The sequence below is a fragment of the Pseudoduganella guangdongensis genome (genome assembly GCF_009857475.1).
Taxonomy (GTDB): domain Bacteria; phylum Pseudomonadota; class Gammaproteobacteria; order Burkholderiales; family Burkholderiaceae_D; genus Rugamonas; species Rugamonas guangdongensis.
Genome location: NZ_WWCJ01000021.1, coordinates 1 through 21,271 on the forward strand (window position 1 = coordinate 1; position 21,271 = coordinate 21,271).

The window sequence follows — 21,271 nt, forward strand, 5'->3', positions numbered from 1 at the left end:
CGTCGGCACGGCGGCCGTGCTCGGGGCCGGACGGTTGGCCGGCGCCACGCCGGCCAGCGGTGCATCGGCGGCCGGCGCGGCGCCGGCGGACGGCACGGCATTCGGACCGGCGCCGCCCGCAACCCCTGCCCCCGGCACGGTCGCCGGCGCATTGCTGCTGCCAGGCTGCGGCGGCACCGAAATCAGCGGCACATTCTGCGTCTGCAACGGCACCTCGGCCGGCTGCGCGGCGGACGGCACCACCGTCAGCGAGGCCGCGTGTTCGGCCGAGGCATGCGGCTCCGCCACCGGCTCCACGCCGGCGCGGGTTGCCAGGGTCAGCGGGGCCAGCACGCCCATCTGCCAGGCGGCGGCCACGCCCACCAGCGCCACCACAGCCACACCGGCCACGATGCTGCCCAGCGGCTTGCCGTTATTGCGTTCGGTCAGCGTCGGGAAACGCGACTCCTGGAACGAGGCCTGCACGCGGGTCGGACGCACGGTCGCGGTGGCATGGCCCTCGGCCCCCTCCACTTCCACCATGGCCACCAGCGGCGCCGGGTCCAGGCGCATCGCCTTCGCGTAGGCGCGGATGAAACCGCGCGTCACCGCGCGGTTCGGCAATGCGTCGTAATTACCTTGTTCGATCGCCAGCACCTGGCGCGGCGCCAGTTTCAGCTGGTCGGCTACCTGCTCCACCGTGAGGCCCATGGCCTCACGTGCCGCCACCAGCGCTGCCCCGGGCGTAGAAGCATGCTGCTGGCTGGTCGGCTGTTCCTGCTCAGAATCCATTCGTTCCCCGTTCTCACTCATCAAACGCCCCACGTTGATACGCAGCGTATTCCGGCGACGCGGCGTGGTGACGCCGCAGCTGGGTGGCGAAGCTTTGCTCCGACGCCTGCTCGCCCATCTTGTGCTGCACTTTAATCGCCAGCCACAACACATCGGCTGGCAAGCTGTCCATCTTCGCGACCTTGGCCATGCGTCCGATAAAGAAGCTGGCGCGCGGATAGTCGCGCCGCGCATAGTACACCCTGGCCAGGCCGACACTCGTTTCCGGCACGTCCGGCGCCAGCTGCAAGGCCTGCAGCAGGTACTTTTCGGCCAGGTCGTAATCCTTGATCTTCAGCGCGCAATTGCCGGCATTGTTCATGGCGCCGGCCGGCGACTGGTACTGGCGGTTCGCCAGCGCCGCATCGAAATGCTTGAAGGATTCCTTGACGCGATCGCCCTGGCACAGGAAAGAGCCGTAATTATTGTTCACGTCCGGATCCGCCGGCGCCAGCCTTAGCGCCTGCAGGAAGCTGTCGTTGGCCAGCGCCTTCTCGCCCATGCGCATGTAGATCACGGCGCGCAGGCTAAAACCGTTGACGCTTTGCGGATCGGCGACGATCGCCTTCTTCACTTCATCGAGCGCCACCGGGTAGTTACCCTGCTCGAAATAACCGGCCGCCAGCTGCAAGCGGATTTCGGCGCGCTTTTGCGCTGCCGTCATATCGGACGCCGTTTTCAGGTCTTCCAGGCCGCTCGGGGATTGCCCCGTCGCGCAGCCCGCCAATACACTGGCCAGCGCGACCGCGGCCAAGCACTTGAAGCGGCGCTGGGCGAATTCGATCATCAGGAACGGATCTCCACAATCTTGCCGAAATCGGCGCCGAACTTCTTCTGGTACTCGGCCATCTTCTCCATCCGTTCAGCCACGCGGGTGCGGTCTTTCACCTCGCCCGCCAGCTGGCCGCAGGCGGCGTCGATATCGTCGCCGCGCGTCTTACGGATGGTGGTAACGATGCCCGCATTCATCAGAACTTCGGCAAAGGCCTTGATGCGCGGGTTCTTGGAGCGCAGCAGGCCCGATTCCGGGAAGGGGTTGAAAGGAATCAGGTTGAACTTGCAATTGACACCGACCACCGGATCATTCACCAGCGCGATCAGCTCGCGCGCGTGCTCGTCGGAGTCGTTGTAGTTATCGAGCATGCAGTACTCGAACGTGATGAAGTCGCGCGGCGCGAACTCCAGGTAGCGCTTGCACGCCGCCAGCAGTTCCTTCAGCGGGTACTTCTTGTTCAGCGGCACCAGCTCGTCGCGCAGCTTGTCGTTGGAGGCGTGCAGCGACACCGCCAGCGCCACCGGCACGTCCTGCGCCAGCTTGTCGATGTTCGGCACCACGCCCGAGGTGGACAAGGTCACGCGGCGGCGCGACAGGCCGTAGGCGTTATCGTCCAGCATCAGCTTGAGCGCGGTGGCGGTCGGGCCGTAGTTCAGCAGCGGCTCCCCCATGCCCATCATCACCACGTTGGTGATCTGGCGCTCGCCTTTCGGGCCGGGCTCAATACCCTTGGTCGCGCGCAGCGCGAATTCGGCCATCCACAGCTGGCCGATGATTTCGCCCACGCTCAGGTTGCGGTTGAAACCCTGCTTGCCGGTCGAGCAGAAGCGGCAGTTCACGGCGCAGCCGGCCTGGGTCGAGATGCACAGCGTGCCGCGGTTTTCTTCCGGGATGAACACGGTTTCCACGGCATTGCCATTGCCCACGTCCACCAGCCATTTGCGGGTGCCGTCGGCGGAAGTGTTGTCGCTGATGATGGCCGGCGCCACGATGTGGGCGCGCGTCTTCAGCTTCTCGCGCAAGGACTTGGCGAGGTCGGTCATGCTGTCGAAGTCGGACGCGCCAAACTGGTGGATCCAACGCTGCAGCTGTTTGGCACGGAAAGGCTTCTCCCCCAACTCGGCGCAGTAGGCGACTAATTGTTCCGGATCGAAATCCAGCAGATTAACGAGGGATGTTTCCATGCTTTTTACTCAATTTCAAAAATGGCTTTGCCCCGGACCATGGCCCGGGGCAAACGCGCAGATACTACTTTACTACACTACAACCGTTACGAAAAATTAACGGGAGTAAACGTTCAGTGCTGGGAAGAAGTAGGCGATTTCCACAGCAGCGGTTTCAGCGGCGTCGGAGCCGTGCACAGCGTTGGCGTCGATGGAGTCAGCGAAATCAGCACGGATGGTGCCTTTTTCTGCTTTCTTCGGATCGGTAGCGCCCATCAGGTCGCGGTTTTTCAGGATCGCGCCTTCGCCTTCCAGCACCTGGATCATCACAGGACCGGAGATCATGAAGTCAACCAGGTCCTTGAAGAAAGGACGGGCAGCGTGCACAGCGTAGAAGCCTTCGGCTTCAGCGCGGGACAGCTGGGTCATGCGGGCAGCGATCACTTTCAGGCCTGCGCCTTCGAAACGGCTGTAGATCTGGCCGATCACGTTCTTGGCTACTGCGTCTGGTTTGATGATCGACAGGGTGCGTTCGATTGCCATTATGAAAAACTCCAATAAAAAGAAAGGTTTAAAACAAGAATTTAGATTCCCGATCAACCTTCGATTTTATCATAGTTCACCTTTGACACCCAAGGAAACATGCCGGCGCGCCATCTATGGGCTTCCCTTACGGGTTTTTAAGTATTTCCTAAGTTAGAAAGTCCACATTGCGCCTGGTCCATGCTATGCTTTTTGTAAAGGAGGCATTTAACTATGCAAAACGTACATCACTTTGGTAGCGCTGTCGCCACTGACAACGCTGCGATCCGCAACCGCGTGTTGCGCAACACCTATTGGCTGCTGTCGCTGTCGATGATCCCGACCGTGCTGGGCGCGATCATCGGCGTCATGTTCGCCGTGCCGATCCCACGCGGCTTCATGGGCTTCCTGCTGTTCATGGCAGTGGCGTTCGGCTTCATCTGGGGCATCCAGAAGAACAAGGATTCCGGCGTCGGCGTCGCGCTGCTGCTCGGTTTCACCTTCTTCATGGGCCTGCTGCTCACGCCTTTGCTGACCCGCACCCTGGGCTTCGCCAACGGCGGCACGCTGATCATGACCGCGTTCGGCGGCACGGCGGCGATCTTCATGGCGCTGGCCAGCTACGCCACCGTGACCAAGCGCGACTTCTCGATGATGGGCAAATGGCTGTTCGCTGGCGTCATCGTGCTGCTGCTGGCATCGGTAGCCAACATCTTCCTGGGCATGGGCGCGCTGTCGATCGCCATCTCGGTACTGGTGATTGCCATCTTCTCGGCTTACATCCTGTACGACGTGCAGCAGATCGTGAACGGCGGCGAAACCAACTACGTCACCGCCACCCTGGCGCTGTACCTGGACGTGTATAACATCTTCAGCAGCCTGCTCTCACTGCTGGGCCTGGCAGGCGACCGCGAATAAGCACCACCCGCCCCAACAAAAAAGCCGGCTTCGCGCCGGCTTTTTTTTATGCAACTTTTGTCCACTTTTCTTCCTGACCCCCAAACGGACATTTTTATTCGAGGTCGAAGACGGCCATCGATTCGACGTGCGAGGTGTGCGGGAACATGTTCATGACGCCGGCTTGTGACATGCGGTAGCCGGCGCGGTGCACCAGCACGCCGGCGTCGCGCGCCAGGGTCGATGGGGAGCAGGAGACGTACACCAGACGCTTCGGCAGCAGGTCCGGATGCGTTTCCTTCAGCTCGGCCAGCGCCAGCGACAGGGCCATGGCGCCGTCGCGCGGCGGGTCGATCAGCATGCGGTCGAACTTGCCGAGGGCGATCAGGTCGTCCTTGGTGATTTCGAACAGGTTGCGGCACTGGAAGGTGGTGTGGCCGTCAACGCCATTCACCTTGGCGTTGGCCAGTGCGCGCTCGGTCAGCGCGGTCGAGCCTTCAATGCCCACCACTTCGCGCGCCTGGGTCGCCAGCGGCAGGGTGAAGTTGCCCAGGCCGCAGAACAGGTCGGCCACGCGGTCTTCCTGCTGCACTTCCAGCAGGCGCAGCGCCTTGTGCACCAGCACGCGGTTGATGTGGTGGTTCACCTGGGTGAAGTCGGTCGGCTTGAACGGCATCTTGATGCCGAATTCCGGCAGCGTGTAGTACAGCTCTTTGTCGGCCGGGTAGAACGGGTAGGCGGTATCCGGGCCTTTGGGCTGCAGCCACCACTGGATCTTGTACTGGTCGGCGAAGGCTTTCAGCTTGTCTTCGTCGCCCTCGCCCAGCGCCACCATATTGCGCATCACCAGCACGGTATTGTCTTCGCCCACGGCCAGCTCGATCTGCGGCACTTTGTCGAAGATGGTGAGCGAGTGGATCAGGGCGCGCAGCGGCATCATCATGTCGGAGACGTGCTTGGGCAAGATCTGGCAGCTCTGGATATCGGCCACGAACACCGATTTCTTCTCATGGAAGCCGACCAGCACCGTGCCCTTCTTGGCCACATAGCGCGCCGACAGGCGCGCGCGGTAGCGGTAGCCCCAGGTCGGGCCGTACATCGGGCGCATCATGGTGTCGGATTTGACCTTGGACAGGTGCCACAGGTTGTCCTCCAGCACGCGCTGCTTGATCGCCACCTGGGCCGAAGCTTCCAGGTGCTGCATGGAGCAGCCGCCGCAAATTTCGAAGTGCTCGCACTTCGGCTTGACGCGCATCGCCGATTCCTTGTGCAGGGCGGTCATGCGGCCCTGCTCCCAGTTCTTTTTCTTGCGCAGCAGCTCGAAGCTGACTTTTTCGCCCGGTAGCGCGCCTTCGATGAAGACCACCTTGCCCGGCGAGCCGTCCTCGTTCTCGATGTGGCCAACGCCACGGGCATCCATGTCCAGGGATTTGATTTCGACGATAGTGTCTTGCATAGCGATTAAGATTGCAGCCGGCGCATTGCGCGCCCAAAGCCCGCTATGATAGCAGAGAAGATGCCTCTTAAAGCAGCGAGTCGCGCACCACGCCGCGCGCCGCCATGGCGCGCTTCAGCTTGACCAGCGCCTCTTGCTGGATCTGGCGCACCCGCTCGCGCGTCACGCCCATTTCCTCGGCCAACGTTTCCAGCGTGGCCGGATCGTCGTTATCCAGCCCGAAGCGGCGCATGATGACGATGCGCTGCTTGTCCGGCAGCTTGGTCAGCCAGTCGCGCACCAGCACCGTCATCTCATGGTGTTCGGCGCGCGCGTCGGGCGCGTCCTCGGAATCGCCCGGCAGCATGTCCATCAGCGAGGATTGCGGATCGTTGTCCAGCGGCGCATCGAGTGAAGTGGCGTGCTCGGACAAGGCCAGGATGTCCTGCACCTCCTCCACCGGCCGCCCCACCAGGTCGGCGATATCCTCCGCCGTGGCGTCCTTGCCGTTGTGGTGCTGCGCCTCCAGGTGGTACTTGCCGCGCAGGATCTGGTTCAATTCGCGCACCATGTGCACCGGCAGGCGCACCGTGCGTGCCTGGTTCATGATGGCGCGCTCGATGCTCTGGCGGATCCACCAGGTGGCGTAGGTGGAAAAGCGGAAGCCGCGCTCCGGCTCAAATTTGTCGATGGCGCGCATCAGGCCGATATTACCCTCCTCGATCATGTCGAGCAGGACCACGCCGCGGTTGATGTAATGCTTGGCGATCGAGACCACGAGGCGCAGGTTATGCTCGATCATGGTCTGGCGCGCCGAGAAGTCGCCCTGCTTGGCCAGGGTCGCGTAATGGACTTCCTGCGGCGCCGTCAGCAAGGGCCGCGTGCCGATCTGGTTCAGGTAGTGCTGGGTGGTGTCGGTGGAGAGCTCTGCCGCCAGCACCTTTTTCAGCTCGTCGACCGTTTCCAGGACGGCGCTGCTGCCCTCGACCGCAACCTCGCCATCCGACTCCATCGAATCGACGACACTTTCGTCGATCGGCTCGTCCGAAAAGTCCTCCGGAATCGAGTCGTCTTCCAGCTGGTCATTCGGCGAGCGTGTCATGGGTGGTATCTAGCGGTTAGGCAGGAATTTTGATGGATCCACCGGCTTGCCCTGCTGCCTGATTTCAAAGTGCAGCTTGACGGCGTCGGTATCGGAATCCCCCATTTCAGCAATTGCCTGGCCCCGCCGCACATCCTGCCCCTCCTTGACCAGGATGGCGCGGTTATGGGCATAGGCCGACAACAGGCTGTTACTGTGCTTCACAATGACGAGATTACCATATCCGCGGATGCCGCTACCGGCATACATCACTTTTCCTGCACTGGCAGCCAACACTTGTTGTCCGGCGCGTCCGGCGATGTCGATGCCCTTGTTCTTGCCCTCGTCGAACTGGGCCACCACCCGGCCGTCGGACGGCCAGATCCAGGTCACTTCGCGGTCTTCCGCGCTCATGGCCGGGGCGGCGGGCGCCGGTGCAGTTGGCGCGCTGGCCGCGATGGCGGGCTTCTCCGCCTTCTCCCCTTCCGGCTTTTGCAATTCCGCCACGGCAGTCTCGGAATACGGGCGTTTTTCGCCTTTCGGCGTGGATTTGCGGGGCGGCGGCGGCAGCTTTTCAATCGGCGGCGGCGTCGGCACGGCGACCGTCTGCACGCCTTCCGGCGGCGTGGTGCGCAGCACCTGGTCGACCTTGATATCGTCCGGGTTGGCCAAGTTGTTCCAGGCCGCCAGGTCGCGGTAATTCAGGCCGCGGTCGAAGGCGATCCGGATCAGGGTGTCGCCTTTGCGGACGGTGTAATAGCCTTCCTTGTCTTTCGGCTCCTCGACCGGGGCCACCTTCACCGGCGCCACCGGCAGCGGCACCGAACGGTCTTCCACCGGGACGTTATTGGGCGGGGTCGAACAGGCGGTCAGCACGGCCAGCGCGGCAGCCGTCAGGAGTAGGGAGTAATTCTTCGTCATTCTGTATGTCTGTGTGTTAAACGGTGCCGGGGCGCAGCGGCACAAAGTGGCAATCTTCCAGCGTCTGGCGCACCCATTCGTTCTTGCTGACGCGGGTGACCAGTTCGAGATGCTGGGTGCGGGCCCCGACCGGGGCGACCAGGCGGCCGCCGATATTCAGTTGTTCCAGCAGTGCCTGCGGCACTTCCAGGCCGGCTGCCGCCAGGATGATGCCATCGAACGGCGCCGCCTGCGGCAAGCCTAGCATACCATCTCCGTAGTGCAAACGCAGGTTCGCCACCCGCAGCGGGCGCAAGTTGGCCTTGGCCAGTTCGTGCAGCGGCTTGATACGCTCGATCGAGTAGACCTCTTTCGCCACGCAGGCCAGCACCGCCGCCTGGTAGCCGCAGCCGGTGCCGATTTCCAGCACACGCTGCAGGTCCTGGCCGGCGCGCATCACCTCGATCATGCGCGCCACGATATAGGGCTGGGAAATGGTCTGGTGGTGGCCGATCGGCAGCGAGGCGTCGATATAGGCCTGCGGCGCCAGGCCTTCATCCATGAACATGTGGCGCGGCACGCTGTCCAGGGCGCCCAACACCACCGCGTCGCTTACCCCTTGTTTGGCCACCCGCTGCACCATGGCGCGCCGCACGCCGTCCGACACCAGGGCGTGCTGGCGCGGCGCGGCGGCCGGCGCCAGTTGCACCTGGGCGCGCTCCTGGGCGTAGGAGTGCGCGCGCGAAGGCGAGGCGACCGGCTGCGGCGGGCGCCAGCCGCCAGGGCTGGCGGCGGCCGTGCGGGCGGCGTTCTGGGTGGCGGTTTGTGGCGTGGCCACGGCGTTGTAGACCGGCTTCTTCGTCGGGCTCTTGTCGGTGATGGAGGACAGGGGCAGCGGGAAAGTGCGGGTCTTGTCGCTCATGCGAGGGCCTTTGCCAGGGAATCGAGTTGTTGGCGGTGCGTCAGGTCGATCTGCAACGGCGTCAGCGACACGCGCCCGCTGGCCAGCGCGTGGAAGTCGGTGCCCTCCCCCGCATCCTTGCAGGCGCCGGGCGGGCCAATCCAGTAAATCTCGCGCCCGCGCGGATCGAGCGCCTTGACCACCGGTTCGGCCTGGTGGCGGCGCCCCAGGCGGGTCGGGGTCAGGGGGCCCATCTGCTCGTACGGCAGGTTGGGGATATTCACGTTCAGCAGATAGGGCCGCTGCAGCAGCTCCATATAGCGCTGCACCAGGTCGCGCGCGACGCGGGCCGCGTCGTCGATATGCGTCCAGCCATAGGAGCCTTGCGAGAAGGCAATAGCCGGGATGCCGAACAGGTAGCCCTCGGTGGCAGCGGCCACGGTGCCCGAATACAGGGTGTCGTCGCCCATGTTCGGCCCGTTATTGATGCCGGACACCACCAGGTCGGGCAGCGTGTCGAGCAAGCCGGTCAAGGCCACGTGCACGCAGTCGGTCGGCGTGCCGTTGACAAAAAAGAAACCATTCGCCGCCTTATGCACCGAGAGCGGGCGATCCAGCGTGAGGGAATTGGAGGCGCCGGACCGGTTGCTGTCGGGCGCCACAACCACGATATCGGCGATAGGCTGCAGGGCTTCCGCCAGCGCATTGATGCCAGGCGCCAGGTAGCCGTCGTCGTTACTGATAAGGATTCTCATACAGGGAATTTTACCTGAAGCAACGCCGGAAAAAGCGGGTGCGGATAAAATGGGGTACGTCCCCATTTTTCCGCACCGGCTTTCCCTACATCGCTGCCGGCACCGGCCAGTACCCTGCCCGCTCCTGCTGCAGCGGCAAGGCGTGGTGGTGATTGAGGGCGGCGGGCGGGGCGGCCGGCGCGCGCTGCCAGGGGCACAGGCCGTCGCGGAACCAGTGCAGGAAGGCTTCGTAGCGCTCCTGCAACGCCACGGCCGGCAGCGCTTCGCCAAACGCCAGGCTGGCGCTGTGCGGCAGCTGCACGGCGTCGAAATAGTCGCCCAGGTCCAGCTGCGGCAGCCCGTAGGCATCGGCCAGGGCGGCTTCGAACACGCTCTGGTAGCCGTCCACGCCGTACCGCCACAGGGCGTACTGCGCGGCGTCGGCCGTATCCACGCGCGACGGCAGCGGGTACACCAGCAAGGGCCGCTGCTCGTCCTCGTGGCAACTGCGGTAGCCGGTGGCGCGCCACACCAGCTCGCGCAGCCCATCCAGGTTCTGCCGGTTGGGGGCGAACACCAGCACCAGCCGCGTCGGCAGCAGCGTGGTGCAAATGGCGGCGCTGTCGGCGCGCCCGCTGCGGGCGTCGACCAGCACGTGGCCGAAGTGGCGCGCCAGGCGCGCGGAAAAGGTGCGGAACAGCGCGGGGCAGGCATCGAAGATGCCTTGCCAGTCCAGCATTGCCGCGCGTTCCGCATGGCTGCCATCGCACCGCCCAGCACGCAGCAGCCAGAGAGGCCGGTCATCGCTTGCCCGCACCAGGAACTGCTCCCAGCGCACCGCGTCCAGCACCGCCTCGGCCAGCGCGGTGTCGCTGGCATAGCGCCCGGCGCGCTCCTGCAGCTCGTCGCGGCAAGCTTCGAACAGGTCCAGCACGCCGGGCGCTTGCGGCGCGGCGGGAAAGTAGTAGTGCAGGCCCGGCGCTTCCAGGTCCCAGTCCACCAGCAGCACCGGCTGCGCGTGGCGCCTGGCCAACAAATGCCCCAGGTTGGCCAGCGCCAGCGTGCGGCCGACGCCGCCCTTATAGGAGTAGAAAGTGGTGACTTCGCCGGCTGCAGGCAGCAACGGCAGGTGCAGGCGTAGGTGGTCCATGGCGGTCCTTAGGGCGTTGGGGTTAGCGTGGGAAATGGGGCGGTGCCGGCGGGCGCCATTCCGGCGGTACCGGCGGCAGGATGAATTGCCGGCAGTCGTGGTCGGGCGGAATGCTCGCTTTCACGCAGTGGTAATGCATCGTGATGCGGTCCACGATGCGCCGGATATCGGGCAGGAAATCGGGGTTGGTCTTCAAATCCCCGGTCGCCAGCGTGTAACGCGAAAAATCCACATACATGCCCGGCTCGCTGATCTGGCGCGGCAGGCTCAGCGGGTGGCGGGTCATGATCACGGGAATGATCAGGTGCGAGGGCAGCTCGTACCACTGGCTGCGCTCGGCCTCGAGCATCTGCATGGCGGCAAATTCGCGCCGGGTATAGGGGTGGGCTTCGTACTTGGGCGTGTAGATCACGACCATGGTCGCGCTCTGGCACATGGCCAGGGCGATGCGGCGGTCGATATCGTCGCCGCCACCCAGTTGCTCGCTATCGACAAACAATTCGGTCTCGTTGTCGAAATGGGGCTCGAGATAGCACTTCAGGGCATCGACAAAGTCGTCCTTGAAATGGCTCATAAATGCGTGCTGGCCATGCGCGTAACTGAAAAAACAGCCGTATCGGATACTCATGGCAATCGCCTCCCCTGCCAGCCCAATGTAGCGCCGCGGCGCGGATTAAACTTTGTTCCCGCGCAAAGTGTTCCCGGGCATAATCGTACGAGCGTTCGATAACCATGGAGACCAAATGAAAGCGATTGTTTGCAAGGACTGGGGTTTGCCCGAGACGCTGGTGCTGCAGGACCTGCCCGATCCGCAGCCCGGCCCCGGCCAGGTGGTGCTGCAGGTGAAGGCGGCCGCCGTCAATTTCCCCGATGTGCTGATCATCCAGGGCAAATACCAGTACAAGCCGCCGCTGCCGTTCACGCCGGGCAACGAGGTATCCGGCGTGGTGCTGGCGGTCGGCGAAGGCGTGCAAGGCTATCGGCCGGGCGACAAGGTGATCGCCTTTTCCGCGCACGGCGGCTTTGCCGAGCAATTGCTGGTGCCGGCCGCGGCGCTGATGCCGATGCCGCCGGGGATGGATTTCGACACCGCCGCCGCCATCACCCTCACCTACGGCACCTCGCACCATGCGGTGGTGGACCGCGCCCAATTGAAGGCGGGCGAAACCATGCTGGTGCTGGGCGCAGCCGGCGGGGTCGGCCTGGCGGCGATCGAAATCGGCAAGGCACTGGGCGCGCGCGTGATCGCCGCCGCCTCCAGCGAGGAAAAGCTGGCGGTGTGCAAGGCCCATGGCGCCGATGTGCTGCTCAACTACGCCAACAGCGACCTGCGCGAGGCGATCAAGGCCGCCACCGACGGCAAGGGTCCCGACGTCATCTACGACCCGGTGGGCGGCGAGTACGCCGAACCGGCCTTCCGCTCCATCGGCTGGCGCGGGCGCTACCTGGTGGTGGGCTTTGCCAACGGCGAGATCCCCAGGCTGCCCTTGAACCTGCCCCTGCTGAAAGGCGCCTCGCTGATGGGGGTGTTCTGGGGCGAATTCGTCAAGCGCGAACCGCAGGCCAACCTGGCGGGCATGCGGCAACTACTGGGCTGGCTGGGCGAAGGCAAGATCCGGCCGCATATCTCGGCACGCTACGCCCTGGCCGACACGCCGCGCGCGCTGGAAGCGATGGCGGCGCGCAAGGTGACGGGCAAGGTCATCATCCTGCCCTGAGCGCGCGGGCGGCGGCGGCGCGCAGCAGGATGCGCGAGTAGAGCTTGTGGAAGCCAAGCAGGGCGCGGAAGGCGCCGCCCTGCCGCTTGCGCACGACGGCGGAGCCGAAATACAGGCGCGTGCCCGGCCCCGCCTCCAGCACCATCAGCCAGGAGCGCATGCTGCCGGCCAGATCGCACATCAGCAACTGGCCCGGCGCGTGCGCTTCCACCGACCAGGCGGAAAACCGCTCGCGCTGGCCTGCCGCCAGTTCGCGCGCCTCGGCGTCGCGCGAAGGACATGCAGCCAGCAGCGACAGCAGCGCGCGTTCCAGCTTGAACACGCCCGTCGTATAAAAGGCCTCCACGAACGCCGCGTGGCTCACGGCCTGCGGCACGTCGATGGCGAAGCAATCGGTATAGTCGCCCTGGCTGCGGTAGCGCTGCAGCAGCGCTTGTTCAGGTAGCTCGCTAATCATCATTGGAGCAGCTTAACACCCCGGCCGTCGATGCGCAGGCGCGCGGGATCGGTGCCCAGTACGATCTTCAGGTTCTCGCGCGCGCTGTTGCGCAAATTGGCGGCGACCTGCTCCGGCTGCGCCTTTTGCTGCTGCGACTTGTAGGCCAACGCCATGAAGGCGCCAACCATGGCGCTCTTCTCATACAGGTTGCGGAGGGTTTCCGGGCGTTCCTTCTCGCGCAGCCGGCTGGTGCCGCCGGCCTGGCGCAACTGTTCGGCGACGGCCTTGAATTCGTCGTCCGATACTTCGCGGTTGGTGAACACCATGTAATTGCCGACGATGAAGGCGGCCAGCGCCATTTCCAGGTCCTTGCGCGGCGAACCCATTTTGGCTTCGATGGTTTCGTAGACGTCCATGCTTTGCACAAAGACCTGCACCATCGATGCCTGGCTCGAGGCGGGGAAGACCTTGGCCAGCTCCTGCGCGTTGCGCTTGACCGCCGGCGCCACATTGGCGATGTCACGTTCGTGCTTGCGCGCCGAATTGGCGGCGTTGAGCATGGCGTTGTTGTGCATCGCCGACATATGCGAGAAGTTGATCAGCGGCGCCGCCGTGTAGGGGTAGTCCAGCCCCAGGCCGACCAGGCCCTGCGCTCGGCTTGCCGGCGCGGCCAGCAGCAGCGCCGCCGCTGCGGCGGCCGCGATCCGCACGCGCGCCCTCATGCCGAAATCAGCTGGCTTGGCAGCAGGTCGGACATATTGACCGCCACCGCGCGCGCGTTGAAGCAGCGGAAGCGGAACTCGCCGCCATCTTCCAGCTCCACCACCACGATGCCGGTCAGGATGCCGAACACGCGCCGCACGGTGCGCACATCGGCCAGCGGGATATGCACCGGTTCGAGCTTGTCGTGGAGCGCCTGGTTCATGCCGTTCGGCACCCAGTCCAGCGCCTCGGCCGACACGGTCACCGTGCCGCCCACCCACAGCCCGCCCATCAGGCTTCCGATCGCTTCCACGTTGCGCGCCGCCGTGCCGCCCAGGCGGCGGTTGACGATGGCATCCGTGATGAAGGCGTTGCACAGTTTTTTAATGTAGATCGTCATTGGAACCTCATGCCGTTCTTGTCGATGCTCAGTTTGGCCGGATCGGACTTCAGCACCAGTTGCAGGTTTTCCCGGGCGGCGTTGCGCAGGTTGCCGTAAAAGGCCGATTCCTGCGGCTTCTGCTGGTGTGCCAGATAGGCCACCGCCATGAACACGCCCACCATGGCGCTCTGCTCGAACACGTCGCGCAGCTTTTCCTGGTCGCTGGCCTGGGTGATTTTCTGCATCTGCTGCTGCGCCCGCATCTGGCTGGCAACGGCGGCATATTCCTCATCGCTCACGTTGCGCTCATGCAGGACCATATAGTTCCCGACCAGGAAGGCCGCCAGTCCACCAGCCATGTCGCGCGGCTCCCAGCCCATCTTCTTTTCCAGCTTGAGGTAGGTCGCCATGCTTTCAATGTAGTACTTCTCCACCTGGGCGCGTTGCTCGGGCGGGAAATGCATGGACAGCTTGCGGGCGTTTTCTTTCACGGCGGGCTTGGCTTTGGCCAGCACCGGCTTGGCTTTCTTCGCCTCGCTCACGGTGGGAACCGGCACCCGCAAGTCGGGCTGCGGCCAGACCACGACGTTGTCGTAGCTCATGCCATAGCCGCAGCATTGCGCGCTTGCCGACTGGGCTGCGCCCAGCGCCAGCAAGAGCGCCGGCAGGATCGAACGGTACTTCATGGCCACCTCCTGGAAGTGTCAAAAGGTTGGCGCAGAATATACAAAATTCGACAACACTCCAAGCGAATCCAATCGTGTGCAAGTCACTCGATGAGACTTGCCTCGATGAATGCGGCTAGCTTTGCCTTGTACTGGGCGGGATCGTACGCGTACAAGTCCTGGTGCGCGGCGCCCTCCAGCAACCACAGCGTCTTGCTGCCGGGGACCGCCGCGAACAGGCGGCGCGTTTCTTCCGGCGGGGTTTGCAAGTCCCGGCTGCCGCCGGCCACCAGCACCGGCACGCGCAGCTTGCGCACCGCATCGAGCGGGCGCAATTCCGCGCTGCCGACGCCAGCGCGCAACGGGAGCTGCAGGTAAAGCAAAGGCGCGGCAAGGCGCCCTGCCGCGCCGAAACGCATGCCGAGGCGATTGGCGACGGCGTCCTCGATGGTCGGGTAGACCGATTCGAGCACGAAGGCATCGGCCGCCACCGGGCCGTCGCCCAGCAGCGCTGCGGCGCCGCCCAGCGACTGGCCGATCACCAGCACCTTGGCGCAGCCCTGGCCGCGCAGGTAGTCGACGCCGTTGCGCGCATCCTGCGCCTCGCGGTGGCCGAAGGTGATCATCTCGCCGCCCGTCTCGCCATGGCCTTGCAGGTCGATCGCCAGCGATGTCAGGCCCAGCTCGCGCAGCATCAGCGCGCGCGGCGCCATCACGCTGCGGTCGGCGCGCACGCCGTGCATCAGCAAGGCGCAGCGCGTGGCGCGCGGCACCCGCAGCAGCGAGCCGCGCGTGCGCTCGAACTGGATGATGGAGAATTGCTCGCCATCCACCCGCACGGGATGGTTGACCGGCTGCGAGAGCAGCGTGCCGGCTTGCCACAGCGCGGCCGCCGCCAGCAGGATGGCGCCGGCAACAACGAGCAGGCGCGCAGGGCGGGCGCGCATCCGCTTTATGCCACGGCGCGGCGTTCGACCAGCAGGCGCAGGCCGGCCGGCAGCACGCCGCGCAGGGCGGCGCCGATGGCCGCTTCGCGCCGCTGCCAGAACACGCCGGCGGCGATGATGGCGACGCCGATTGCCGTCAAGGCGAGCGGGAACAGCAGGCTGTCGCGGAATACTGTGTAGGACAGGTGGCCCAGGTAGCCCGCCAGTCCCAAGCCACCGAACACGGCGAACACGCGGCGCGAGAGCGCGGCCCCGATGCCGATCATCAGCACATTGATCAGGCAATACACCAGCTTACCGAACTCGCTGCCCGAGTCCATCGACGACAAGGCGCCCCAGAAAGTGATCACGCCCCAGATGTACAGCCAGAAGGCGTAGTCCTTGCTGCTACGGTTGCGCAAGTCGATCCACAGCGCGAGCAGTGTCATGGCCATGCCGAACAGCGCCGAAATGATCTTGCCTTCGTGCGAAAAGAAGCCATAGGCGCCCAGCAGCATGGTGCTCACGTCCATGCTCATGTACCACAGCGTCACCGCCACCGGCATCACCGTGAACGGCATGCGGTAGCGCCACAGCACCACGGCGCCGGCGGCCAGGGTGGCCAGCTCCATCAGGACCCAGCGCCAGTCGATGTAGTAGTGGTAGTCGCGGTAAGCGCCGCCCGGGCCGTCCGCGGACCACAGTCCCAGCACATGCTGCAGGCCGTACACCGCCAGCGGCACCAGCACCACGGCAAACGCCGCCAGCACGCCGGCCGGCAGTTGCAGGCCGCGCGCGCGCAGCCACTCCACCGCGCCGAGGGCCGCCGCGATATAGCAGCTTGAAATGAACAGCAGGCCGGCGCCGCCGAAGGTTTCCCAGCCCAGGGTCATGAACAGCGACATGGCGCCGATGGCAATCAGGCCGCCCAGGTAGTACAGGATGTGCGCCGGCTTGAAGCCCGGCGTATGCTGCTCGCGCTCCAGCAGGAACTGCCACAAGCGCCCTGCCTGGTCCGCATCCAGCAAACCCTTGCTTGCCGCCTCGTCCAACATTGCGCGTGTCAGCTTCATGCTTACAATCCTTTAAAGAATTCCACCACTTCCGCCGCTTCGCGCGTGCGTTTGAACGGCGGCAGGCTTTGCCAGATGCGGCGGCCGTAGGGTTTGGAGATAACGCGCGGGTCGCACAGCATCAGCACCCCACGGTCTCCCTCATCTCGAATCAGGCGCCCGGCGCCCTGTTTCAGGTTGATGATGGCTTCCGGCAAGGTATGCCCCATAAAACCGTTCAAGCCTTTGCGTTCCATCACATCGATGCGGGCCGCCAGCACCGGATCGTCCGGCGGTGCGAACGGCAGCTTGTCGATGATCACCAGCGATAGCGCGTCGCCGCGCACGTCCACGCCTTCCCAGAAGCTCTGCGAGCCAATCAGTACGCCATTGCCGGCCTTGCGGAACTGGTCCAGCAGCTCGGTGCGGCCACGGTCGCCCTGCACGAAGAGCGGGAATTTCAGGCCGCGCTTGTCGAATTCGTCGCGCAGGCGGTCGGCGGCGCGCTTGACGGCGCGCAGCGTGGTGCATAGCAGGAAGGTGCGGCCGCCGGCGGCTTCGATGATCGGCAGCGCGGCATCCAGCACGGCGTCGGTGTAACCCATGGAATTCGGATCCGGCAGGCCTTGCGGCACATACAGGATGCCCTGCTGTTCGTAGTTGAACGGGCTTGGCCAGTTGCGCGCGACTTCGTTCTCCAGCCCCATTTGCTCGGCAAAGTGGGTGAAGTCGTTTTTCACCGCCAAGGTGGCGGAGGTGAAGATCCAGCTGCGCGGCACGCCCTCGCGCTGGCCGTTGAAGATGGGCGCGATCGACAGCGGCGTCTTGTGCAGCTGCAGCGAGCTTTGGAACGCCTCCACCCAGTACACGGCCTCCTCGCCCGGCGCGACCTTGGCTTTCGGGTCGAACTTCCACGCTTCCAGCTTGGCCGACAGCTCGTTGCCGCGCACGCGGCATTGCTCGATGGTTTCGGCGCGCTCGGCGTTTTTCTCCAGCACGGCGAGCATGTCGATCAGCTCGTCCTTCAGGGTCTGCAGCGCCGGGAAGAAATCGCTCGAGGGCGCGATCTGCGGCAGCGACATGCGCACGATGTCCTGGGTGAAGGTCAGGCGCAGGTCGCGCGCGGCCTTCTCCACCGGGGTCACCACCTTGGCCCACTCGGCCCCGTCGCGCGCATGGGCCAGGCCTTCGGCCAGCACGTCGCGGCACAGTTCCAGGATGTGCGAGGTGGAGACGGTATCGCCGAAGAACAGGGTGGCGGTGTCGGGCAGCTGGTGCGCCTCGTCGAAGATCACGGTGTTGGCGGCGGGCAGCAGCTCGGCCACGCCGGTATCCTTCAGCGCCACGTCGGCGAAGAACAGGTGGTGGTTGACCACCACCACGTCCGCCTGCTGCGCCTCGCGGCGCGCCTTCATCACGAAGCAGTCCTGGTAATACTGGCACTCCTGCCCCATACAGTTCTCGCGGGTGGAGGTGACCAGGTTCCAGATCAGCGCGTTTTCCGGCACGCGCGCCAGTTCGGCCTTGTCGCCGGTGCTGGTCATCTTCAGGAAGCGCTGGATTTCGCGCAGGTTGCCGACGTCCTCGCGCGAGGTCATGCGGCCGTTCTGCAAGGTGCGTTCCAGGTGGTAGTGGCACAGGTAGTTCGAGCGCCCTTTCAGCAGCGCCACCGAGACCGGCGCCTGCAGCGCGGCGCGGATGGTCGGGATATCGCGCAGGAACAGCTGGTCCTGCAAGTTCTTGGTGCCGGTGGAAACGATGGTCTTGCCGCCCCATAGCAGGGCCGGCACCAGGTAGGCAAAGGTCTTGCCGGTGCCGGTGCCCGCCTCCGCGATCAGGGTTTGCTGCTTGGCGATGGCGTCGGCAATCGCCTTCGCCATTTCAGTCTGCGATTTACGCGGGCGAAAGCCGCCCACCGCCGGGCCCAGCGGGCCGCCGGGTCCGAACAGGCGTTCGATGTCGGCGTCGTGGGCACCCTCGGGGAAAACGGGCTCATTCGGCGCGCCGGGAACGGGCGACGGCTGTTGGGAATCAGTCAAGTTCGTAGTGGAATCAATGGCCCTGCTCAGGCCGGTACATCGGGCACCAATTGCATTTTCAGCAGAGTGATATAGTCTTTCAGCTGCAATTTGCGCTTCTTGAGGCGGCGCAACTGAAGTTGATCATGGTGACCATCCAGGGTCAGCATTTCGATCACAGCGTCCAGGTCGCGGTGCTCGACGTCGAGCTCTATAATGCGGCGCTGGATTTCTTCTTTGTTGATCATAAGGCGAAAGTCGTCTGCACGATTGCGTTGAGCGTTTACTTACAGTTTCGTTTGGACAACAATCTATACTTGCAACAAAACTGCATACAGGTGCATAGTTTAACTCAGGTGGACATTGGAAAGAAGCTGTCAAGACCCTATGAGCACGTATAAGATCGAGGCCGGAACCGCCCAGCATGTCGGCAGCCGGCCCCAACAGAACGACCGCGTAGCGCTGTTTACAGCGCCGAAAGCCCCCGGCTATGTACTGGCTGTGCTGGCCGACGGCCTGAGCGGCGGGGCTGCCGGCGCGGAACAAGTGCTGCACACGGCCAAACAATTGTTTGATGAATACCGCGCCTCGGAGTCGGTCAGCCTGGCCCGTGTCGAGGAATTCCTGCGCGAAATCGCGCACGATGTGCACCAGATCCTGGTGATGGACCCGCGCACCGGCGCCAGCGAACCGCAGGCTTCCATGGTCTTGATGCTGCTCACGCCCCAGCGCCAGGCGGCCTGGGCGGTCGTGGGCGACTCCAGATTGTATCGCTTTGACCACAAGGAATGCGTCGGCCGCAGCAGCGATGCCGAATATGTGGCCCACCTGATGGAACAGGAAAAGCTGCCGGAAGACGCGGCCCGCAAGCACCGCCAGGCCAAGCTCCTGAACAATGTGCTGGGGAATAAGCAGAAGGAGCCGTTTGTCGCCTTCGGCCTGCAGGAAAACCTGAAAGCCGGCGACGCTTTCCTGCTCTGCTCGGACGGGCTGTGGTCGTATTTTGCGGACGTGGAACTGGCCACCGTCATCGCCAAGAAGTCGCCGCGCGAGGCGGCCGAACTCCTGATCAACAAGGCCCGCGAGCGGGCCCAGGGCAAGGGCGACAACTGCTCGATGGCCATCCTGAAACTGGTGGCCCCGCCCAAGGAAGAAGTGAATTACACCGTGCAGAAGCTGCGCAAGGCGATCTAATTCTTCTGCTGCGCCGCCTCGGCGCGGCGCTTCTTCTCTTCATTTTCAGCCAGTTTGGCCTTGATTTCGGCCTGCCGCTTTTCGGCGGCGGCCTTCTTGCGCTCAAACGCTTCCACCTTGGCGGCGCGCTGCGGCGCCTCCTGCGCAGCCTTGGCGGCGCGGGCGCGCTCGCGCGCGTCGTGCTCGGCCTGACGCTGCTCCAGCGATACGGCAGCCGGCTTGGGCCCCGGCTTGCTGTCCGGGTCCGGCTTGGCCGGCTTGGGCTGGGCCGCATTGTCAGCCGCTTCCGCCGCGTCCTTCTGGGCGCGGTCTTCCAGCTCGCGGTCGCGCAGCTCCACCGCCAGGCGGCGCTTGTACTGGCTCGCTTCCACTTCCACCGAACGCAGCTCCGCCAGGCGCAGGCGGCGCTGCTCCTTGGCCTTGTCCAGGCAGGCGTTGACGAAGAACTTTTCGCCGCAGCGTTGTTCGCTGGCGGCGTACTCCGCCTCCACCGCCTCGCGGTCCTGCTTCACCTGCAGCAGGCGCGCGTCGGCCTGCTCGAGCGAGTGGGTTTGCGGGATGCGCGGGGCGCCAATCGTCGCCGGACGGCCGATGTCCTGCGCCATGGCAGCCGCAGGCAGCATCCAAGCCAGCCAGATCCAGTTCTTCAATTTCTTCTCCTATTTCAGGACAGCTTGTCGGCGGCGCCGCGCTGTTCCTTCTCCATATACTCGCGCGATTGCATCTCGACGATGCGCGACACGGTACGGTGGAATTCATTGGCCAGTGCGCCGGTCGTGTACAGCTCTTCCGGCTCCACTTCGGCCGACATGATCAGCTTGACCTTCTGGTCGTAGAACACGTCGATCAGCCAGGTGAAGCGGCGCGCTTCGGACGACTGGCCGGCCGACATCATCGGAATACCGGACAATATCACGGTATGGAAGCGGCTGGCGATTTCCAGGTAGTCGTTCTGCGAGCGCGGGCCGCCGCACAGCGTGGCGAAGTCGAACCAGACGATGGTGCCGGCGCGGCGCAGGGCTTTCAGCTCGCGCCCTTCGACGTGGATGCGCGGGTCTTCATCGGCCGTCTCGGCGATGCGGACAAAGGCTTCGCGCAGCTGGTGGTCGGTCTGGGCGTTGAGCGGCGTGTAGTAGGCCTCCACCTGCTCCAGCGCGCGGCCGCGGTAGTCGACGCCGGCGTCCACGTTCAGCACGTCCATCCTCTCCTTCAGCAGGGCGATGGTGGGCAGGATGCGGTCGCGGTGCAGGCCGTCCGGGTACAGGGTGGACGGCTCGTAGTTCGAGGTCATGATGAAGGACACGCCGTTGTCGTACAGCGCTTTCATCAGGTTGTACAGGATCATGGCGTCGGCCACGTCCGATACGTGGAATTCATCGAAGCAGATCAGGCGATACTTCTTGGCGATGCGTTTGGCGACTTCGTCCAGCGGATCTTCCATGCCGCGCAGTTCGTCCAGCTGCATGTGCACGTCGCGCATGAATTCGTGGAAGTGCAGGCGCGTTTTGCGCACCAGCGGGATCACCGAATAGAAGGAATCCATCAGGAAGGATTTGCCGCGCCCTACCCCGCCCCACATGTACACGCCGCGCGGGGGTGTTGGACGGTTGATCAGGCGTTTGAAGCTGTTCGAGCGCTGGGATTTGTACTGCACCCATTCGTCGTAGCACTGCTGCAGGCGGTCGACGGCGCGCTGTTGGGCGGCGTCGGCTTTGAAGTCGCGCTGCGAGAGCGCGTGCTGGTAAAACTCTTGGACGTTCATTTATTAAAACCGGTAAACCGGTGTCTGACCCACAGGGTCAGACAC

Annotated in this window: 24 protein-coding genes; 3 read left to right on the forward strand and 21 right to left on the reverse strand. The window is 64.4% G+C overall.

Features of this window, described 5'->3' with window-relative positions:
• The 4 genes from GTP41_RS22050 to ndk form a co-directional block, all read right to left on the reverse strand.
• The coding region (locus GTP41_RS22050; protein ID WP_161027743.1) for a helix-turn-helix domain-containing protein at positions 1-771 on the reverse strand (771 nt) is incomplete at its 3' end.
• A gap of 13 nt (positions 772-784) precedes the next feature.
• Positions 785-1,597, reverse strand: a complete 813-nt coding sequence (gene pilW / locus GTP41_RS22055) for a type IV pilus biogenesis/stability protein PilW (protein WP_161027744.1) — start codon at positions 1,595-1,597, stop codon at positions 785-787.
• Positions 1,597-2,769, reverse strand: a complete 1,173-nt coding sequence (gene rlmN, locus GTP41_RS22060) for a dual-specificity RNA methyltransferase RlmN (RefSeq protein ID WP_161027745.1) — start codon at positions 2,767-2,769, stop codon at positions 1,597-1,599. Before rlmN ends, pilW begins: the two co-directional genes overlap by 1 nt.
• A 96-nt stretch (positions 2,770-2,865) precedes the next feature.
• The gene (ndk, locus tag GTP41_RS22065) at positions 2,866-3,291 is read right to left on the reverse strand and encodes a nucleoside-diphosphate kinase (protein WP_155457472.1); all 426 of its coding nucleotides are present in this window, start codon (positions 3,289-3,291) and stop codon (positions 2,866-2,868) included.
• Between the two features lie 213 nt (positions 3,292-3,504).
• Between ndk and GTP41_RS22070 the strand changes: the two genes are divergently transcribed.
• On the forward strand, positions 3,505-4,188 hold the full coding sequence (locus GTP41_RS22070; protein WP_161027746.1) for a Bax inhibitor-1 family protein: 684 nt from the start codon (positions 3,505-3,507) through the stop codon (positions 4,186-4,188).
• Between the two features lie 94 nt (positions 4,189-4,282).
• Here the strand turns inward: GTP41_RS22070 and rlmD are convergent, their stop codons facing one another.
• The 7 genes from rlmD to GTP41_RS22105 form a co-directional block, all read right to left on the reverse strand.
• Positions 4,283-5,623: a 23S rRNA (uracil(1939)-C(5))-methyltransferase RlmD gene (gene rlmD / locus GTP41_RS22075; protein WP_161027747.1), complete on the reverse strand. Its 1,341-nt coding sequence runs from the start codon at positions 5,621-5,623 to the stop codon at positions 4,283-4,285.
• 67 nt (positions 5,624-5,690) lie between these two features.
• Complete coding sequence (rpoS, locus tag GTP41_RS22080) at positions 5,691-6,704, reverse strand: RNA polymerase sigma factor RpoS (RefSeq protein ID WP_161027748.1); 1,014 nt, start codon at positions 6,702-6,704, stop codon at positions 5,691-5,693.
• 9 nt (positions 6,705-6,713) lie between these two features.
• The gene (locus tag GTP41_RS22085; protein ID WP_161027749.1) at positions 6,714-7,604 is read right to left on the reverse strand and encodes a peptidoglycan DD-metalloendopeptidase family protein; all 891 of its coding nucleotides are present in this window, start codon (positions 7,602-7,604) and stop codon (positions 6,714-6,716) included.
• Between the two features lie 16 nt (positions 7,605-7,620).
• Positions 7,621-8,505, reverse strand: coding sequence for a protein-L-isoaspartate(D-aspartate) O-methyltransferase (locus GTP41_RS22090; RefSeq protein WP_161027750.1), 885 nt, complete (start codon positions 8,503-8,505; stop codon positions 7,621-7,623).
• Positions 8,502-9,239, reverse strand: a complete 738-nt coding sequence (gene surE, locus GTP41_RS22095; protein ID WP_161027751.1) for a 5'/3'-nucleotidase SurE — start codon at positions 9,237-9,239, stop codon at positions 8,502-8,504. Before surE ends, GTP41_RS22090 begins: the two co-directional genes overlap by 4 nt.
• An 85-nt stretch (positions 9,240-9,324) precedes the next feature.
• Positions 9,325-10,368, reverse strand: a complete 1,044-nt coding sequence (locus GTP41_RS22100) for a KGGVGR-motif variant AAA ATPase (protein WP_161027752.1) — start codon at positions 10,366-10,368, stop codon at positions 9,325-9,327.
• Between the two features lie 22 nt (positions 10,369-10,390).
• The gene (locus GTP41_RS22105; protein WP_161027753.1) at positions 10,391-10,996 is read right to left on the reverse strand and encodes a toll/interleukin-1 receptor domain-containing protein; all 606 of its coding nucleotides are present in this window, start codon (positions 10,994-10,996) and stop codon (positions 10,391-10,393) included.
• Between the two features lie 115 nt (positions 10,997-11,111).
• Here GTP41_RS22105 and GTP41_RS22110 point away from each other — a divergent pair, with 115 nt between their 5' ends.
• Positions 11,112-12,086 (forward strand): NADPH:quinone oxidoreductase family protein, encoded by a 975-nt coding sequence (locus GTP41_RS22110; RefSeq protein ID WP_161027754.1) that lies wholly within the window; start codon positions 11,112-11,114, stop codon positions 12,084-12,086.
• Here GTP41_RS22110 and GTP41_RS22115 read toward each other — a convergent pair.
• The 8 genes from GTP41_RS22115 to GTP41_RS22150 all read right to left on the reverse strand — a co-directional run bounded on the left by GTP41_RS22115 (position 12,073) and on the right by GTP41_RS22150 (position 18,518).
• Positions 12,073-12,546 carry a hypothetical protein gene (locus tag GTP41_RS22115; RefSeq protein ID WP_202419844.1) on the reverse strand — a complete coding sequence of 158 codons (474 nt, stop codon included), beginning with the start codon at positions 12,544-12,546 and terminating at the stop codon, positions 12,073-12,075. The genes GTP41_RS22110 and GTP41_RS22115 overlap by 14 nt on opposite strands.
• Positions 12,543-13,247 carry a DUF6683 family protein gene (locus GTP41_RS22120; RefSeq protein WP_161027755.1) on the reverse strand — a complete coding sequence of 235 codons (705 nt, stop codon included), beginning with the start codon at positions 13,245-13,247 and terminating at the stop codon, positions 12,543-12,545. Before GTP41_RS22120 ends, GTP41_RS22115 begins: the two co-directional genes overlap by 4 nt.
• The gene (locus GTP41_RS22125; RefSeq protein ID WP_161027756.1) at positions 13,244-13,627 is read right to left on the reverse strand and encodes a hypothetical protein; all 384 of its coding nucleotides are present in this window, start codon (positions 13,625-13,627) and stop codon (positions 13,244-13,246) included. Before GTP41_RS22125 ends, GTP41_RS22120 begins: the two co-directional genes overlap by 4 nt.
• Positions 13,624-14,295, reverse strand: a complete 672-nt coding sequence (locus GTP41_RS22130; RefSeq protein WP_161027757.1) for a DUF6683 family protein — start codon at positions 14,293-14,295, stop codon at positions 13,624-13,626. Before GTP41_RS22130 ends, GTP41_RS22125 begins: the two co-directional genes overlap by 4 nt.
• A gap of 83 nt (positions 14,296-14,378) precedes the next feature.
• Positions 14,379-15,221 (reverse strand): alpha/beta hydrolase, encoded by an 843-nt coding sequence (locus GTP41_RS22135; RefSeq protein WP_161027758.1) that lies wholly within the window; start codon positions 15,219-15,221, stop codon positions 14,379-14,381.
• 5 nt (positions 15,222-15,226) lie between these two features.
• The gene (locus GTP41_RS22140; RefSeq protein WP_161027759.1) at positions 15,227-16,273 is read right to left on the reverse strand and encodes a DUF2157 domain-containing protein; all 1,047 of its coding nucleotides are present in this window, start codon (positions 16,271-16,273) and stop codon (positions 15,227-15,229) included.
• Between the two features lie 2 nt (positions 16,274-16,275).
• On the reverse strand, positions 16,276-18,291 hold the full coding sequence (gene yoaA, locus GTP41_RS22145) for a DNA repair helicase YoaA (protein WP_202419845.1): 2,016 nt from the start codon (positions 18,289-18,291) through the stop codon (positions 16,276-16,278).
• A gap of 26 nt (positions 18,292-18,317) precedes the next feature.
• Positions 18,318-18,518 (reverse strand): YdcH family protein, encoded by a 201-nt coding sequence (locus GTP41_RS22150; protein WP_161027760.1) that lies wholly within the window; start codon positions 18,516-18,518, stop codon positions 18,318-18,320.
• 139 nt (positions 18,519-18,657) lie between these two features.
• Between GTP41_RS22150 and GTP41_RS22155 the strand changes: the two genes are divergently transcribed.
• Complete coding sequence (locus GTP41_RS22155) at positions 18,658-19,464, forward strand: PP2C family protein-serine/threonine phosphatase (protein WP_161027761.1); 807 nt, start codon at positions 18,658-18,660, stop codon at positions 19,462-19,464.
• On the opposite strand, the gene GTP41_RS22160 is transcribed toward GTP41_RS22155, so the two are convergent.
• Positions 19,461-20,114 (reverse strand): hypothetical protein, encoded by a 654-nt coding sequence (locus tag GTP41_RS22160; RefSeq protein WP_161027762.1) that lies wholly within the window; start codon positions 20,112-20,114, stop codon positions 19,461-19,463. The two genes, GTP41_RS22155 and GTP41_RS22160, sit on opposite strands and share 4 nt — an antisense overlap.
• A gap of 14 nt (positions 20,115-20,128) precedes the next feature.
• The gene (gene zapE, locus GTP41_RS22165; RefSeq protein ID WP_161027763.1) at positions 20,129-21,226 is read right to left on the reverse strand and encodes a cell division protein ZapE; all 1,098 of its coding nucleotides are present in this window, start codon (positions 21,224-21,226) and stop codon (positions 20,129-20,131) included.
• Between the last annotated feature and the right edge of the window lie 45 nt (positions 21,227-21,271).

Bases quoted from the DNA above. Each gene is read 5' to 3' on its own strand.
- GTP41_RS22130 (WP_161027757.1), bottom strand. From the start codon at position 14,295: ATGAAGTACCGTTCGATCCTGCCGGCGCTCTTGCTGGCGCTGGGCGCA.
- GTP41_RS22120 (WP_161027755.1), bottom strand. From the start codon at position 13,247: ATGAGGGCGCGCGTGCGGATCGCGGCCGCCGCAGCGGCGGCGCTGCTG.
- zapE (WP_161027763.1), bottom strand. From the start codon at position 21,226: ATGAACGTCCAAGAGTTTTACCAGCACGCGCTCTCGCAGCGCGACTTC.
- rlmD (WP_161027747.1), bottom strand. From the start codon at position 5,623: ATGCAAGACACTATCGTCGAAATCAAATCCCTGGACATGGATGCCCGT.
- GTP41_RS22125 (WP_161027756.1), bottom strand. From the start codon at position 13,627: ATGACGATCTACATTAAAAAACTGTGCAACGCCTTCATCACGGATGCC.
- GTP41_RS22105 (WP_161027753.1), bottom strand. From the start codon at position 10,996: ATGAGTATCCGATACGGCTGTTTTTTCAGTTACGCGCATGGCCAGCAC.
- GTP41_RS22135 (WP_161027758.1), bottom strand. From the start codon at position 15,221: ATGCGCGCCCGCCCTGCGCGCCTGCTCGTTGTTGCCGGCGCCATCCTG.
- GTP41_RS22070 (WP_161027746.1), top strand. From the start codon at position 3,505: ATGCAAAACGTACATCACTTTGGTAGCGCTGTCGCCACTGACAACGCT.
- rlmN (WP_161027745.1), bottom strand. From the start codon at position 2,769: ATGGAAACATCCCTCGTTAATCTGCTGGATTTCGATCCGGAACAATTA.
- pilW (WP_161027744.1), bottom strand. From the start codon at position 1,597: ATGATCGAATTCGCCCAGCGCCGCTTCAAGTGCTTGGCCGCGGTCGCG.
- GTP41_RS22100 (WP_161027752.1), bottom strand. From the start codon at position 10,368: ATGGACCACCTACGCCTGCACCTGCCGTTGCTGCCTGCAGCCGGCGAA.
- GTP41_RS22115 (WP_202419844.1), bottom strand. From the start codon at position 12,546: ATGATGATTAGCGAGCTACCTGAACAAGCGCTGCTGCAGCGCTACCGC.
- surE (WP_161027751.1), bottom strand. From the start codon at position 9,239: ATGAGAATCCTTATCAGTAACGACGACGGCTACCTGGCGCCTGGCATC.
- GTP41_RS22140 (WP_161027759.1), bottom strand. From the start codon at position 16,273: ATGAAGCTGACACGCGCAATGTTGGACGAGGCGGCAAGCAAGGGTTTG.
- GTP41_RS22155 (WP_161027761.1), top strand. From the start codon at position 18,658: ATGAGCACGTATAAGATCGAGGCCGGAACCGCCCAGCATGTCGGCAGC.
- GTP41_RS22110 (WP_161027754.1), top strand. From the start codon at position 11,112: ATGAAAGCGATTGTTTGCAAGGACTGGGGTTTGCCCGAGACGCTGGTG.
- GTP41_RS22090 (WP_161027750.1), bottom strand. From the start codon at position 8,505: ATGAGCGACAAGACCCGCACTTTCCCGCTGCCCCTGTCCTCCATCACC.
- GTP41_RS22150 (WP_161027760.1), bottom strand. From the start codon at position 18,518: ATGATCAACAAAGAAGAAATCCAGCGCCGCATTATAGAGCTCGACGTC.
- rpoS (WP_161027748.1), bottom strand. From the start codon at position 6,704: ATGACACGCTCGCCGAATGACCAGCTGGAAGACGACTCGATTCCGGAG.
- ndk (WP_155457472.1), bottom strand. From the start codon at position 3,291: ATGGCAATCGAACGCACCCTGTCGATCATCAAACCAGACGCAGTAGCC.
- GTP41_RS22085 (WP_161027749.1), bottom strand. From the start codon at position 7,604: ATGACGAAGAATTACTCCCTACTCCTGACGGCTGCCGCGCTGGCCGTG.